The 16,424-nt window shown below is 74.5% G+C and carries 3 protein-coding genes; 2 read left to right on the forward strand and 1 reads right to left on the reverse strand.

What is annotated here, in order from left to right; all coding sequences use genetic code 11:
- Positions 1–15: 15 nt before the first annotated feature.
- Positions 16–1,356, reverse strand: a complete 1,341-nt coding sequence (entS, locus tag ACZ7LT_RS07660; protein WP_471235071.1) for an enterobactin transporter EntS — start codon at positions 1,354–1,356, stop codon at positions 16–18.
- 129 nt (positions 1,357–1,485) lie between these two features.
- Between entS and ACZ7LT_RS07665 the strand changes: the two genes are divergently transcribed.
- Positions 1,486–9,399: an amino acid adenylation domain-containing protein gene (locus ACZ7LT_RS07665; RefSeq protein ID WP_471235072.1), complete on the forward strand. Its 7,914-nt coding sequence runs from the start codon at positions 1,486–1,488 to the stop codon at positions 9,397–9,399.
- On the forward strand, positions 9,396–16,379 hold the full coding sequence (locus tag ACZ7LT_RS07670; RefSeq protein WP_471235073.1) for an amino acid adenylation domain-containing protein: 6,984 nt from the start codon (positions 9,396–9,398) through the stop codon (positions 16,377–16,379). Before ACZ7LT_RS07665 ends, ACZ7LT_RS07670 begins: the two co-directional genes overlap by 4 nt.
- Positions 16,380–16,424 lie beyond the last annotated feature (45 nt).

A 16,424-nucleotide genomic window follows, 5' to 3' on the forward strand; every position in this document is an offset into this window, starting at 1 on the left:
ACCGGCCATCAAGGTTCAGGTGGCCGCCGTTGCGTCACTGTTACCCCCGGGGCCGACATCACCTGCCGGAACGCCCTTCGCAGCTTCGCCTTCCCGTACGGCGGACTCGCCGGTTTCCCGCCACAGTTGGCGGTAGAGCAGCGCGACGAGGCACAGCGCCCCGACGCACAGGGCGCCGCCCGCGGCGACGGCCGTGGAGGGGCCGGCCGCCGAGGCGGCGAGACCGGCGAGGACACCGCCGAGCGCCGGTGCGGTCATGGCCTGGGCGAGCCAGAGGCTGCTCACCCGGCCCTGGAGGGGGTCCGGGGTGTGCCGCATCAGCAGCGTGCGGCGCATGATCTCGGAGAAGGTGTCGGCCAGGCCGCCGAGGGCGAGGAAGAACAGGCCGAAGCCGAGCAGCGGGCTGAGGCCGAAGCCGAGGCAGGCCAGGCCCCACACGGCCACCGTGGCACAGAGCACCCGCCACTGATGGCGCGTACGGCCCGTCCAGCCGGAGGCGAGCGAGGCCACGGTCGCGCCGATCATCGGAGCGGTGGTGAGCAGGCCGACCAACTCGGGCCCGCCGCCGAAGCGTTCCTTGGCGAACTCCGGGTAGAGGGCGGTCGGCGTGGCGAAGAGCGCGGCGCACAGGTCCACGACGAGCACGGCGGCGACGACGCGGCTGCCCCGGATGAAGGCGAGCCCTTCCCGCAGGGAGTCCAGTACGCCTGGCTGTTCCTGCCCTCCGGTGGGGGGCGGCGCGTCCGCGCCCGTCGGCGGCATGGGGCCGAGGCGGGTCAGCAGCAGGGTGGTGAGCGCCGTGCCGGCGGCCGCGAGGCCGAAGGTGGTGGCGAGGCCGGGTCCGGCGATGAGCACACCGCCGAGCATGGGACCGGCGATCGATCCGAGGGTGGTGGTGACCGTGACGAGCGCGCCCGTGGCCGGTATGTGCTCTTCGCTCACGAATGTGGGGACGACCGCGGTGAGGGCGGTCTCCGCGACTCCTTCGGTGAAGCCGAACAGGGCTCCGGCGACGTAGACGACCCAGAGCGCGGGCCGGTCGGCCGCCGCGTTCGCGGACAGGGCGGCGAAGGTGACGACCGCCCAGCCACTGCCGACGAGGATGAGTCCCCTGCGGTCCCTGCGGTCGGCGAGGACGCCGCCGACCAGGAAGCCGAGCAGCAGTCCCGCGCCCAGCACCAGACTGACGGCGCCCACCTGGACCGACGATCCGGTCTGCTCGTAGACCTGGACGACCACGCCGACGGAGGTGAGTCCGATGCACAGGAGGGCGAGCACGCGGGTGGCGAGAACGAGGCCGAGGGGGCCGCCGGCCCGCAACGGTGACAGGTCCAGGGCCAGTTCTCTGATGCGCAACGCCGGTCCTCCACCTCTGGGGTTTCCCCGCCGAGGCAGCAGCCCGACGAGCGGGCCCACAATAGCAAGATAAGGCTATCCTAAGTTATGGTTCGGCCCATCAGTCAGGTTGAGGGGACGTGAACCTTCTTGTCGGGTGCGAACATCGGCCACAGCGCAGACGCGAACGAACGACGCCGCGAGCTGCTGCGCCGTCAACTGGCTGCCCGCGGAATAGCCAGGCAGCCCGGAAGCGGGGACACATCCCCGCAGACTCCCCCGGTCCGGGCAGAGGGGCCGGCTCCCCTGTCCTCGGCGCAGCGCCGGATGTGGCTGCTGCACCAGCTGGAGCCGCACGGCACCGCCTACAACATATGCGTAGCGGTGCGCCTTTCCGGCGAGTTGTCCGTATCCGGACTGCGGCAGGCACTGCGGACCGTCGTCGAGCGGCACCATGTCCTGCGTACGGTCTACCGGCCCGGCGAGGACGGCGAGCCGGTCCAGATACTGATACCGGACGCCGAACCGGTCATCGGCGAGAGCGACCTGTCGGCGCTCGCACCCGCAGACCGCGAGGCGGCCGTGGACGAGGCTGCGGCCCGGCTGGCGGCGCGCCCCTTCGACCTGTCGGCGGACACGCCCGTCCGCCTGGAGATCCTGCGGCTCGCCGAGGACGAACACGTCCTCGTGCTCGTCGCCCACCACATCGCCTGGGACGACGGCAGCTGGCAGGTCCTGCTCCAGGAGGTCGCCGCCGTCTACACCGGGCGTCCGCTTCCCGAACTCCCCCTGCAGTACGCCGACCTCGCCGTACGCGAACAGCAGCGCGCGCCCTGGACGGCCGCCGACCTCGCCCACTGGCGCGAGCTGCTCGCGGACCCGCCCGCCCCGCTCCCCCTGCCCACCGACTTCCCCCGCTCGCCGGAGCGCGCCGAGGAAGGCGGCAGGCTGGTCCGTACGCTCCCCGCCGAGCTGCGCGAGCGCATGCACGCGCTGTGCCGAGCGGAGGGCGTCAGCCCCTTCATGGCTCTCCTCGCGTCGTTCAACGCGCTGCTCCACCGCGCCGCCGGCGCACCCGACGTCCTCGTCGGATCCCCCGCGGTACTGCGCACCGAGTCCGGCGCCGAGCGGCTGGTGGGCAATTTCGGCAACACCCTGGCGCTGCGGACACGGGCCACCCCGGACACCACGTTCCGTTCGTTCCTCCAGCAGGTGCGGGAGGTCTGCCTGGGTGCGTACGCGCACCAGAGCGTCCCCTTCGACACTCTCGTCCAGGAGCTGCGCCCGGAGCGCACGGCCGGGCACCACGTCTTCTTCGACGTCATGTTCTCGCTGCGCAGCGACGTCTGGGAGGGCTTCGAGCTGCCCGGCGTACAGCCGGCCGAACGGCCGCTGCCGGGCAACACCGCCGCGTTCGACCTGGCCGTGTCCGCGGTGCTGGACTCCGCCGGGACGCTCACCCTGGACACGACGTACCGACGCGACCTGTACCGGGAGGAAACGGTCGGCCGTCTGCTCTCGCGCTTCGAGCGACTGCTCGCGACGGCACTGGACGCCCCCGACACACCCCTCGGCGACCTCGACCTGCTCGGCGAGGAGGAGCGTGAGCGGGTCCTGACGGCATGGGACGGCGACCGGCGTGCCCTGGAGCGCGCCACCATCCCGGACCTCTTCCGCGACCGGGTCCGCGAGAACCCCGACGCCACCGCGCTCGTCTGGGAGACGGACTCCGGGAGCGAGCACCGGCTCAGCTACGCCGAACTGGACGAGCGGTCCGACCAGTTGGCCGGCGAACTGGCCGCGCTGGGCGCCGGACCCGAGCGGTTCGTCGCCGTGGCCCTTCCCCGCTCGGGCGACTTCCTGGTGGCGGCGCTCGCCGTCATGAAGGCCGGAGCCGCCTACCTGCCGCTCGACCCGGAGTACCCGGCCGACCGCATCGCCCTGATGCTCGACGACGCCCGGCCCGGCCTGCTGGTCACCGACTCCCGGTCCGCCGGCCGTCTCCCGCAGGGCGAGATCCCGGTCGTCCTCCTCGACGACGACTCCCGCCCCTCCCGGGACACGCGGGCCGGCTTGCGCCCCTCGACGCCGGGCCACGCCGCGTACCTGATCTACACCTCCGGCTCCACCGGACGCCCCAAGGGCGTCGTGGTCACCCACGAGGGCATTCCGAGCCTGGTCTCCACCATGGGGGAGGAGCTGGGGGCGGGACCGGGCAGCCGGGTGCTGCAGTTCGCCTCGTTCAGCTTCGACACCTCGGTGTGGGAATGGACGATGGCCCTGCTCACCGGCGCCACACTGGTCGTCGTCCCCACCGACAAGCGGCTGGGGCCGCCGCTCGCCGACTTCTGCGCGCGGCACGCCGTCACCCATCTGACGCTGCCTCCTGGCGTGCTGGCCACGCTGCCGCACGAGCGGTCGCTGCCCGCCGGGGCCACGCTGATCGTCGCCGGCGAGGCATGCCCGGCCGAGCTGATGCGGCGCTGGTCGGCCACCACCCGCATGTTCAACTCGTACGGGCCCACCGAGACCACGGTCGACGCCACGCTGTGGACCTGCCGGCCCGACCACACGGGCCCGGTCGTGCCGATCGGCGCCCCGGTGCACAACACGGCCGTACGCCTGCTCGACGACCGGCTCCACCCGGTGCCGCCGGGCTCGCCCGGTGAGCTGTACGTCTCCGGTGACGGGCTCGCCCGCGGCTACCTGGGCCGCCCGGGGCTGACCTCGGAGCGGTTCGTCGCCGACCCGTTCGGCGCCCCCGGCAGCCGGATGTACCGGACCGGCGACCTGGCCCGCTGGAGCGCGGACGGTGTCCTGGAGTACCTGGGCCGGGTCGACCACCAGGTCAAGATCCGGGGCTTCCGGATCGAACCCGGCGAGATCGAGCAGCTGCTGCGCCGGGACCCGGCGGTCGCACAGGCGGCCGTCATCGCCCGCGAGGACCAGCCGGGCGACCTGCGCCTGGTCGCCTATGTGGTGCCCGCCGAGGGAGCGACCGCGCCCGACACCGACCGGCTGCGGGAGGAGCTGGCCGCCGCGCTGCCCGCCCACATGGTGCCCGCCGCGATCGTCCCCCTGGAGCGGCTGCCGCTGACCAGCAACGGCAAGCTGGACCGCCGGGCGCTGCCCGCACCGGTGTACGAGCGCGCCACCGGCCGGGAGCCGGCCACGGCACGCGAGGCGACGCTGTGCGCGCTGTTCGCCGCGGTCCTCGAGCTTCCGGCGGTCGGGCCGGACGACGACTTCTTCCTCCTCGGCGGCCACTCGATGCTCGCCGCGCGGCTGGTCACCCGCGTCGAGGCGGAGCTCGGCCACCGGCCCGCCCTGCGGGCGCTGTTCGACGCGCCGACGCCGGCCGCGCTGGCCCGCGTACTGGACGGCGCCGAAGGCCAGGAGCCCGCCCGCCCGGCGCTCACCGCCGGTACCGCCGGAGCCGTCGGCGATCCCGCGCCGCTGTCGCTCGCGCAGCAGCGGCTGTGGCTGCTGCACCGCCTGGAGGAGCCGGGCCCGGCGTACAACATCCCCACCGCGCTGCGTATCGGCGGGCCGCTGGACACGGCCGCCCTCGCCGACGCCGTCGCCGACGTGGCCGTACGCCACGAGAGCCTGCGGACGGTCTTCCCGGACCGCGACGGATCGCCCTGCCAGGTCGTGCTGGAGCCGGAGCGCGGCCCCCGGCTGGAGGTGCGCCGTACGGCGCCCGAGACCGTGGAGGCCGAACTGGCCGCCGCGGCGGCGCATGTGTTCGCGCTCGCCGAGGAACCGCCGCTGCGGGTCACCCTGTTCGAGACCGGCCCCGAGGAGCACGTGCTGCTCCTCCTGCTGCACCACATCGCCGGCGACGGGCAGTCCCTGCCCGTCCTGGTCCGCGACCTCGCCGACGCCTACCGGGCGCGGCTGTCCGGGCGGGCCCCCGACTGGCCGGCGCTGCCCGTGCGCTACGCCGACTTCGCCGTCTGGCAGCGACAGCTCCTCGGCGACGCCGACGAGCCGGGCAGCCTGACGGCACGTCAGGCCGCGTACTGGAAGGTGGCCCTGGGCGGCGCGCCCGACGAGCTGCGGCTGCCCACCGACCGGCCCCGTCCGGCCGAGTCGTCCAACCGGGGCGGCATGGTCCGGTTCACGGTCGAGGCCGAACTCGCCCGCCGCGTACGCACGCTCGCGGCCTCGCTCGGCGTCACCCCGTTCATGGTGTACCAGGCCGCGGTGGCCGCCCTGCTGACCCGGCTCGGCGCCGGGGAGGACATCCCGGTCGGCACGCCCGTGGCCGGACGCGGCGAGGAGGCGCTCGACGACCTCGTCGGCTTCTTCGTCAACACGCTCGTGCTGCGCACCGACACGTCCGGGGCTCCGTCCTTCGAGACCCTGCTTCGGCGGGTACGGGACACGGCCGTCGCGGCGTTCGAGCACCAGGACCTGCCGTTCGAGCGGCTGGTGGAGATCCTCAACCCGCCGCGGTCCACGGCCCGTCACCCGCTGTTCCAGGTGATGGTGGTGCACCAGAGCGGTACGGCCTCCGAGCTGCCGGTGGAGGGTCTGCGGACCCGGCCGCACGTGGTGGCCACCGGCACGTCGACGTTCGACCTGAGCCTGACGTTCATCGAGCGGTTCGACCCTGACGGTGACGCGGACGAGGTCAGCGCCTTCGCCGAGTACAGCGCGGATCTGTTCGACCCGGACACGGTCGAGGTCCTCGCCCGGCGCCTGGTGCGGCTGCTGTCCGCCGCCGTCGCACGCCCTGAGGTGCCGATCGGCGACCACGACATCCTGACGGAGGCCGAGCGGGGCACGCTGCTGGCCTCGCCCGTGGCCGCGCCGGAGGCGCCGCCGCTGCACGAGGCGTTCGCCCGGCAGGTCCGCCAGACGCCGGACGCGGTCGCGCTGGTCCTCGGCTCCCGCCCGGGTGCCGTCGAGCGGATCACGTACGCCGAACTCGACGCGCGCGTGGACCGGATCGCCCGGCTGGTCGCGGCGCACGGCGCGGCCCCGGAGCGGTTCGTGGCCCTGGCGCTGCCCCGCCACGAGACGGTCGCCGCGCTGCTCGGCGTCCTGCGGTCGGGTGCCGCGTTCCTGCCGCTGGACCCGAACTACCCGGAGGAGCGCCTCGCGCAGACCCTGGAGGACGCGCGGCCCGTGTGCCTGCTCACCACCCGTGAGCTGGCACAGACACTCCCCGACCGGCCGGATCTGCCCGTGGTCCTCGTGGACGCCGAGGAGCCGGCGGCGCCGGTCCCCCTGGCGCGGGCCAGGCCCGGTGACGCCGCGTACGTCATCTACACCTCGGGCTCCACCGGTCGCCCCAAGGGTGTGGTGGTGACCCACGCGAACCTCGCCAACCTGTATGCGGCGCACACCTCGACGCTGTTCCCGCCCGAGGTGCCCGAGGTCGGCGGGCGCCGGCTGCGGGTGGGGCACATCGCCTCGTTCGCCTTCGACGCCTCGCTCGACCCGCTGCTGCTGATGGTGGGCGGTCACGAGCTGCACGTCCTGGACGAGTCGACGTACCCGGACGCCGAGGCCGTGGCCGCGTACGTCGCCAAGGAGCGGATCGACTACCTCGACCTGACCCCGGCCCACCTCCAGCAGCTCATCACGCACGGCCTGCTGGACGAGGGCAGGCACCGGCCCGCCCTGCTGGGACCCGGCGCGGACGCCATGCCGGACTCGCTGTGGCGGGACCTCGGCGCGCACCCGGCCACAACGGCGTACAACTTCTACGGTCCCACCGAGTGCACCGTGGACTCGGTCGTCGCCCGGGTCACCGGTGAGGGCGCGCCCCGCATCGGACGGCCCATCAGGGGCGCCGCGGCGTACGTCCTGGACGACCGGCTGCGGCCCGTGCCGCCCGGGGTGACCGGTGAGCTGTACCTCGCGGGCGCCGGTCTGGCCCGTGGATACCTGGGCCGTCCCGCGCTGACCGCGGAGCGGTTCACCGCCGACCCGTACGGTCCGCCGGGAGCGCGGATGTACCGCACGGGCGACCTGGCGCGCTGGACCGCCGACGGCGAGCTGGAGTGCCTGGGCCGGGCCGACCACCAGGTGAAGATCCGCGGGTTCCGCATCGAGCCGGGCGAGATCGAGGCGGTCCTCGGACGGCACGGGAGCGTCGCGGAGGTCGCGGTGATCGCCCGCGACGACCTGCCGGGATCGCGCCGCCTGGTCGCCTACGTGGTGCCCGCCCCGGGCCACGCGGCCGACACCGACGGGTGGCGCGCCCATGCGGCGGCCCTGCTGCCGGAGCACATGGTGCCCTCGCTGTGGGTGGCCATGGAGCGGCTGCCGCAGTCGGCCAACCGCAAGGTGGACCGTGCCGCGCTGCCGGTGCCCGAACTGCCCGGGCAGGGCAGCGGACGCGCCCCCGTCACCGAGGCCGAGAGGCTGTTCTGCGAGCTGTTCGCCGCCCTGCTCGGCCAGGAGACGGTGGACGCCGACGGCAACTTCTTCGAGCTCGGCGGGGACAGCATCATCTCCCTCCAGCTGGTGAGCCGCGCCCGCGCGGCGGGCTGGAAGCTCGGCCCCCGTGACGTCTTCCGCCACCAGACACCGGCCGCCCTGGCCGCCGTCGCGCGGCCGGAGCAGGCCGCGACGGGCCGTACCTCCGACGACGGTGTGGGCCGGGTGCCGGAGACGCCGATCATGGGGTGGCTGCGGGAGCTCGCCGACTCGGCCGGCACCGCAGTGTCTCCCGCCGGGTCCGTGGCGGCCTACAGCCAAGGCATGACCCTGCACACCCCGGCCGGGCTGACCTACGAACGACTCACCGCCGTCCTCCAGTCGGTGCTCGACCGGCATCCGGCGCTGCGGGCCCGCCTGGTGCGCGCGGCCGACGGCACCTGGGAGCTGGACGCCCCGGCGCCCGGTTCCGTACGGGCCGGGGACGTGCTGCGGCGCGCCGAGGCGGACCCCGCGACCGAGGCCGCGGCCGCCCGGGACCGGCTGCGTCCCGAGTCCGGCGCCATGGTGCAGGCGGTGTGGTGGGAGCCGGAGAACCGTCTCGTCCTGGTCATCCACCATCTGGTGGTCGACGGCGTGTCCTGGCGCGTCCTGTGCGCGGACCTGGACGCCGCGTGGCGCGGCGAACAGGCCCCGCCCACCGGCACCTCGCTGCGTGCCTGGAGCGAGCTGCTGCGCGCGTACGCCCGCCGCGAGGAGACCGTCCGGCAGGCCGACGACTGGGCCCGCGCCCTCGGTGGCGGAACGCCGCTGGCAGGCCGTGCCCTTGACCCGGCGCGGGACACCTCCGTGACCTCCCGCAGGCACACCGTGTCCGTGGAGCCCGAAGAGACCGAGGCGCTGCTGACGCGGGTGCCCGCGGCGTTCCACGCGAACGTCGAGGACGTGCTGCTGACCGCGCTGGCCCTCGCCGTCGCCGACCACCGGCGTCTTTCGGGAGTCGCGGACGCGGGCGTGAGCGTGCAGCTGGAGGGCCACGGCCGCGAGGAGACGGTCGCCGAGGGCGTCGACCTGGCACAGACCGTCGGCTGGTTCACCACCGTCCACCCGGTGCGGCTGGACCCCGGCCCCGTCGACCTCGCCGAGGCGCGTGCGGGCGGTCCCGCGGCGGGCCTGGCGCTGAAGGCGGTCAAGGAGCGGCTGCGGGCCGTGGGCGACGGCGGTCTCGGGTTCGGCGCGCTGCGCCACCTCAACCCCGAGACGGCGCCGGCTCTCGCCGCGCTGCCCGTGCCCGAGATCTGCTTCAACTATCTGGGGCGGTTCGGCTCCGGCGACGGGGAGGGCCCGTGGCAGCCGGTCGCCGGTGACGAGGGCCTGTTCCACGGTGTCGACCCGGCGTTGCCGCTCGCACACGCCCTGGAGATCGACGTCCATGTGGCCGCCGCACCCGGAGGGCCCCGGCTTAGCGCCACCTGGTCGTACGCGGGCGAGGCCCTGGACGCGGGCGTCGTCCGGTCGCTCGCGGACGGCTGGCTGGCGTATCTGGCGGCTCTGGTGGCGCACACCGACAGGCCCGACGCGGGCGGCTGGACGCCTTCCGACCTCTCCCTGATCTCTCTCACCCAGGACGAGATCGACGACTTCGAAGCCGACTGGAGGCTTTCGTGAACGCCCGTTCCAAGCTGGAGGACATCCTCCCGCTGACCCCGCTCCAAGAGGGCCTGCTGTTCCGGACGGAGCTCGACGGCGACGGCCACGACGTGTACGCGGGCCATCTGGCGCTGACGCTGCGGGGGCCCGTGGACGAGCCGCGGCTGCGGGCCGCCGCCCAGGCCCTGTTGGACCGCCAGCCGGGCCTGCGGGCCGCGTTCCGCCGCAACCGGCAGGGCAAGGCCGCCGCGCTGATCCCCTCACGGGTGGACGTGCCGTGGAGCTTCACCGATCTGTCGGCGCTGCCGGAGGCCGAGCGGGAGCGGGAGACCGAGCGGCTCACCGTCCTGGACGCGGAGCGCGGGTTCGACCTCGGGCAGCCGCCCCTGGTCCGTTTCACGCTGCTGCGGCTGGGCCACGATCTGCACCGGCTGGTCCTGACCAACCACCACATCGTGCTTGACGGCTGGTCGCAGCCGCTGCTGGTGCAGGAGCTGTTCGCCCACTACGCGGGAGGCGCCGCCCGCCTGCTGCCTCCGGCGGCTTCCCCGCGCGTCTACCTGGACTGGCTCGCCGCGCAGGACCGGGGCGCCGCCGAGGCCGCGTGGCGCACGGCGCTGGCGGAGCTGGACGGCCCGACGCTGGTCGCGCCCGACGCGTCGGAGTCGGTGAGCGAGCAGCCGCGGAAGGTCGTTGTCGAACTGGACGCCGCGCTGACCTCCTCGGTGACCGCCGTCGCGCGGGCCCGCGGACTGACCCTGGGCACCGTCGTCCAGGGCGCCTGGGCGCTGACGCTGGCCAGGTCCCTCGGCCGCGGCGACGTCGTCTTCGGCACCACGGTGTCCGGCCGGCCGGCCGACCTGCCGGGCGTCGAGTCGATGGTGGGCGTCTTCGTCAACACCGTTCCGGTACGGGTCACGCTGCCCGCGGCGGAGCCGTTCGCCGCCGCCCTGGCCCGGCTCCAGGAGGAGCAGTCCGTCCTCGTCCCGCACCAGCACATGGGCCTGGCGGAGGTGCAGCGGCTGGCCGGCGGGCGGGATCTGTTCGACACCCTCGCCGTGGTGGAGAACTACCCGTTCGACCCCGAGTCGTTGACCGAGCTCGCGCCGGGCCTGCGCCTGGAGGACGCGGGCGGCGACGAGGGCGTGCACTATCCCCTCGCGTTGACCGTGCTGCCCGGCACGCGGCTGCGGCTGGAGCTGGGCTACCGGCCCGACGCGCTGGACGAGGACGAGGTGCGGTCCGTCGCCGACCGGCTGCACCGCGCCTTCGAGGCGTTCGCCACCACGCCGGACGCGCCGCTGGGCCGTGTCGGCCTGCTGGGCGCGGACGAGGCACGGCTGCTGACCGCGTCCGGCACCGCCCGCCCCGTACCGGACACCACCCTCACTGCGCTCCTCGCCGAGCAGGTGGCCCGCACCCCCGACGCCACCGCCGTGGTCTTCGAGGACGACCGGCTGAGCTACGCCGAACTGGACGCGCGGGCCGAGCGGGTCGCCGGCTGGCTGACCCGGCAGGGCGCGGGTCCGGGCGCGGTCGTCGCGGTCGCGCTGCCGCGCTCCGCCGAGCTGGTCGTGGCCCTGGCGGCCGTGGTGCGTGCCGGTGCCGCCTACCTGCCGGTGGACCCCGGCTACCCGGCGGACCGCCTCGCGTTCATGCTCGACGACGCCCGGCCGGTCGCCGTCCTGACGGACACGGCGACCCGCGGCCTGCTGCCCGACGCCTCCCCTGTCCTCACCCTGGACGGATCGGAGTCGCTTCCGCCCGCGGAGGGCACCCCGCCGTGCGCCGTCCGCCCGGCGGACCCTGCGTACGTCATCTACACCTCCGGATCGACGGGCCGCCCCAAGGGCGTCGTCGTGCCCCACTCGGCGATCGTCAACCGGCTGCTGTGGACGCAGGGCGAGTACGGCCTCACCCCCGCCGACCGGGTGCTGCAGAAGACGCCGTCCAGCTTCGACGTGTCGGTGTGGGAATTCTTCTGGCCGCTGATCACCGGCGCGACGCTGGTGGTCGCCCGCCCGCAGGGCCATCTGGACCCGCAGTACCTGGCGCGGCTCATCCAGGAACGGTCCGTCACCACGGCGCACTTCGTCCCGTCGATGCTGCGCGCCTTCCTCGCCGAGCCGGAGGCGGCGGGCTGCACGGGCCTGACCCGGGTGCTGTGCAGCGGTGAGGCGCTCACCGCCGACCTGGTGCGCGGCTTCCACGGCCTGTTCGGCGGCGTGGTCGAGCTGCACAACCTGTACGGGCCCACCGAGGCCGCCGTGGACGTGACCGCATGGCCGTGCCCGGCCGACGGCGGGGACCGCGACGGCGTGCCGATCGGCCGCCCGGTGTGGAACACCTCGGCGTACGTCCTGGACGCGGCGCTGCGCCCGGTCCCGGCCGGTGTGCCCGGCGAGTTGTACCTGGCGGGTCCTCAGCTGGCCCACGGCTATCTGGGCCGGCCGGGATTGACGTCCGAGCGGTTCGTCGCCGACCCGTACGGCCCGCCGGGCACCCGGATGTACCGTACGGGCGACCTGGCCCGGCGCGGCGCGGACGGGGTGATCGAGTACCTGGGCCGGACCGACGACCAGGTGAAGATCCGCGGGTTCCGTATCGAGCCTGGTGAGATCGAGGGCGTGCTCGCGCTGCACCCCGGTGTCCGGGAGGCCGCCGTGGTGGCCCGCCGCGACCTGGGGGCGGCCGGTGACCCGATGCTGGTCGCCTACACGACCGGCGCGGCCGATCCCGCGGAGCTGCGCCGCCATCTGGCGGCGGCGCTGCCGGAGCACATGGTGCCGTCCGCGTTCGTCGCGCTGGACGCGCTGCCGCTGACGCCGAGCGGCAAGCTGGACCGCCGGGCCCTGCCCGCGCCCGAGCTCGGCCCGGCCGTGGCGGGCCGGCGCCCGCGCAACCCGTCGGAGGAGATCCTCTGCGACCTGTTCGCGGAGGTCCTCGGGGTGCCCGAAGTCGGCATCGACGACGACTTCTTCGCCCTGGGCGGGCACTCGCTGCTCGCGACGCGGCTCGCCAGCAGGGTCCGCTCCACCATGGGGGTGGAGCTGCCGCTGCGTACGGTCTTCGACGCGCCGACGGTCGCCGCGCTGGCGCAGCGCCTGGGCGCGCGCAGCACCCGGCCGCCGCTGCGGGGCGGGGAGCGCCCGGATCCGCTGCCGCTGTCGTTCGCGCAGCAGCGGATGTGGTTCCTGTACCGGCTGGAAGGGCCGAACCCGGCGTACAACATGGCGTTCGCGGCCCGGCTCACCGGTGCCCTCGACACGGACGCGCTGCGTGCCGCCCTCGGCGACCTGACGGACCGGCACGAGGCGCTGCGGACGGTGCTGCCGGACGAGGCGGGCACGCCCCGGCAGGTCATCCTCGACGCCAAGGCCGCGCGGCCGGGTCTTGCGGTCACGCCGGTCACCGAGGCGGAGCTGCCGGGCCGGCTCGCGGAGGCGGCCGCCCGCCCGTTCCGTATCGACGAGGAAGCGCCCTTCGCGGCCGAGGTGTTCGCCGTCGGCCCCGAGGAGCACGTGCTGATCCTGGTGCTGCACCACATCGCCGCCGACGGCTGGTCCGCGCTGCCGCTGCTGCGGGACCTGGCGGACGCGTACACCGCGCGCGGCCGGGGCGAGCGCCCCGCCTTCGTCCCGCTGCCGGTGGGCTACGCGGACCACGCGGTGTGGCAGCGGGCGCTGCTCGGGGACGAGTCGGACCCGGAGGGGCTGCTGCACCGCCAGGCGGAGTTCTGGCGCAAGACGCTGGAGGGGCTGCCGGAGGAGCTTCCGCTGCCCACGGACCGGCCGCGGCCCGCTGCGCCGAGCCTGCGCGGCGCGACCGTGGAGCTCGATGTGCCGGCCCCGCTGCACCGGGCCGTCCGGGCGCTGGCCCGACGCTGCGACGCCAGCGTGTTCATGGTGCTGCACGCGGCGCTCGGCACCCTCCTGACCCGGCTGGGTGCCGGTTCGGACATCCCCGTCGGAACGCCGATCGCGGGCCGCAGCGACGACGCCGTCGACGACGTGGTGGGCTTCTTCGCCAACACGCTGGTGCTGCGTACGGACACGTCCGGCGACCCGGGCTTCCGCGAGCTGGTGGCCCGGGTCCGGGAGACCGACCTGGCCGCGTACGCGCACCAGGACATCCCGTTCGAGCGGCTGGTGGAGCTGCTCAACCCGGCGCGGTCCATGGCCAGGCACCCGCTGTTCCAGGTCATGCTGAGCCACCAGGCGAGGCCGCCGATGGACCTGGCGCTCGGCGAGGTCGCGGTCCGGCAGGAGCCGGTGGACATGGGTACGGCCAAGTTCGACCTGGCCTTCGAGATCACCGAGGAGCACGGCCGGGACGGGATGCTCCTGGGCGTGGAGTACAGCACGGACCTGTTCGACCACGAGACCGTGGCGAACATGGCGACCCGCTTCCTGCGGGTCCTTCAGGCCGTCACGGAGAACCCCGACCGTCCGCTCGGCAGCCTGGAGCTGCTCTCCGCCGACGAGCGCCGGCAGGTGCTCGTCGACTGGAAGGGCGACCTGGTCGAGGCGCCGGTGGCGACGCTGACCGAGCTGTTCACCCGTCAGGTGGAGCGCACCCCGGACGCCACGGCGCTGGTGTGCGGCGACATCGCGTACACGTTCGCCGAGCTGGAGCGGCGCACGGCACGCCTGGCCCGCCTGTTGAAGGACCGGGGTGTCGGTCCTGAGCGGATGGTGGCCATGCTGCTGCCCCGCAGGGCCGACACCGTGGTCGCGCTGCTTGCGGTGATGCGGGCCGGTGGCGCGTACGTCCCCATCGACCCGGGCTATCCGGCGGGGCGGATCGAGCACATCCTGCGGGACTCCGCGCCCACGCTGCTGATCACCACCGGAGCGCTCGCGGGTCTCGCGGGGGACGGCGGACCGGAGACCCTGATCCTTGACGCGCCGGAAACGCAGGCGCTGCTCTCGGACGAGAGCGCCGCTCCGGGGGCGGGCGAGCTGCCGCACCCGCTGCCGCGGCACCCGGCGTACGTCATCTACACCTCCGGTTCCACGGGCCTGCCCAAGGGCGTCGTCGTGGAGCACCGCTCCATCGCGAACCTCTTCCACAGCCACCGCGAGCTGCTCTACCGGCCGACGGTCGAGGCCGCGGGCGGGCGGAGCCTGCGGGTGGCGCACGGCTGGTCGTTCGCCTTCGACGCGGCGTGGCAGCCGCAGCTGTGGATGCTGGACGGCCACGCGCTGCACATCGTCACCGAGGACACGCTGCGCGACCCGGACCAGCTGGTGGCGTTCATCGACGCGCACCGGATCGACTTCATCGAGGTCACGCCCTCGCACGCGATGCAGCTCGCGGGCGCCGGACTGATCAAGGACGGCCGCTGCCCGCTGCTCGCGCTCGGCGTGGGCGGTGAGGCCGTGCCGTCCCCGCTCTGGCGGGAGATGCGCGAGCTGGAGGGCACGGCAGGGTTCAACCTGTACGGGCCGACCGAGTGCACCGTCGACGCGCTGGCCGCCAGTGTGGCGAGCAGCGAACGCCCGCTGGTGGGCCGGCCGACGGCGAACACCACCGCGTACGTCCTGGACGCCCGTCTCCAGCCCGTACCGGCCGGTGTCATCGGCGAGCTGTACCTGGCCGGGGCCGGTCTCGCCCGCGGCTACCTCGACCGGCGCTCGCTGACCGCCGAGCGTTTCGTGGCGGACCCGTTCGGCCCGCCCGGCACCCGCATGTACCGCACGGGCGACCTGGTGCGCTGGATGCCCGACGGCACCATCGACTACCTCGGCCGCACCGACGACCAGGTGAAGATACGCGGCTTCCGCATCGAACTCGGCGAGATCACCGCGGCCCTGGCCGCCGGTCCGTCCGTGCTCCAGGCGGCGGTCGACGTACGCGAGGACGGCCCGCGGGGCAAGCACATCGTCGCCTACGTCGTCCCCGCGGCGGGCGCCGAGTTCGACCCGTCCGCGCTGCGCGCCCAGCTGACCCGGATGCTGCCGGACTACATGGTGCCGTCGGCGTTCGTGGAGCTGGACGCGCTGCCGCTGACCGACCACGGCAAGCTCGACCGGCGCGCGCTGCCCGCCCCCCAGGCGGTGGAGTCGCGGACCGGCCGGGGACCGCGCGACCTCACCGAGGCCCTGGTCTGCGAGATCTTCGCCGAGGTGCTCGACCTGCCCGAGGTCGGCATCGACGACGACTTCTTCGACCTCGGCGGCCACTCCATGCTGCTGGTGCGGCTGCGGGACCGGCTGCAGCGCGCCACCGGACGGCAGTTGGCGGTGGCGGACCTCTTCCGTCATCCGACGGCGGCCGCGCTCGCGGGCCGGCTGCGGTCGGCGCAGGACACCGGGCCGGGCCTGGAGGTGCTGTTCACCCTGCGGTCCTCCGGCGACCGGGCGCCGCTGTGGTGCCCGGCGCCCGCGAGCGGACTCGGCTGGCGGTACGCGGCGCTGCGGGCGCACGTACCGCAGGAGGTGCCGATCCACGCGCTCCAGGCACCGAACCTGGCGGGCGGACCGGCCGTGGAGTTTCTGGAACAGCTCGTCGAGGCACATCTGGCGGAGCTGACCCGGCTCCAGCCGCACGGCCCGTACCGGTTGCTTGGCTGGTCGCTGGGCGGTGTCGTCGCCCACGCCCTGGCATGCCGTCTCCAGGAGCGCGGGGAGCGGGTGGAGCTGCTGGCGCTGCTCGACTCCTACCCGGGTGCGGACGGGGATGGGGACGGGGACGCGGCTGCCGTGGGGGCGGCGGTGGACGGACTGGGTCTGGAGGAGACGACGGTGACGGCGATGTACGCCAACTACGCCTCCGCGACCGGCCTGCTGGCGGCGCACTCCCCCGGCCGGTACCGGGGCACGCTGCTCCACTTCCGGGCCTCCGACGCTCCCCGGCCCGCCGAGGAGTGGGCGGCGTACACGGACGGCGAGGTCGTCGTGCACACCGTCGCCGACGACCACGACGGTCTGCTGGACCCGTCGGCGCTGCGGCGGATCGCGGCGGTGCTGTCCGAGCACACCGGGGCCTGGCAGTAGGGATACGAAAGGAGGCCGCCCTCCCCGCCCGTGAGGGTGGGAGGG

The organism is Streptomyces sp. NPDC039465 (assembly GCF_055639315.1).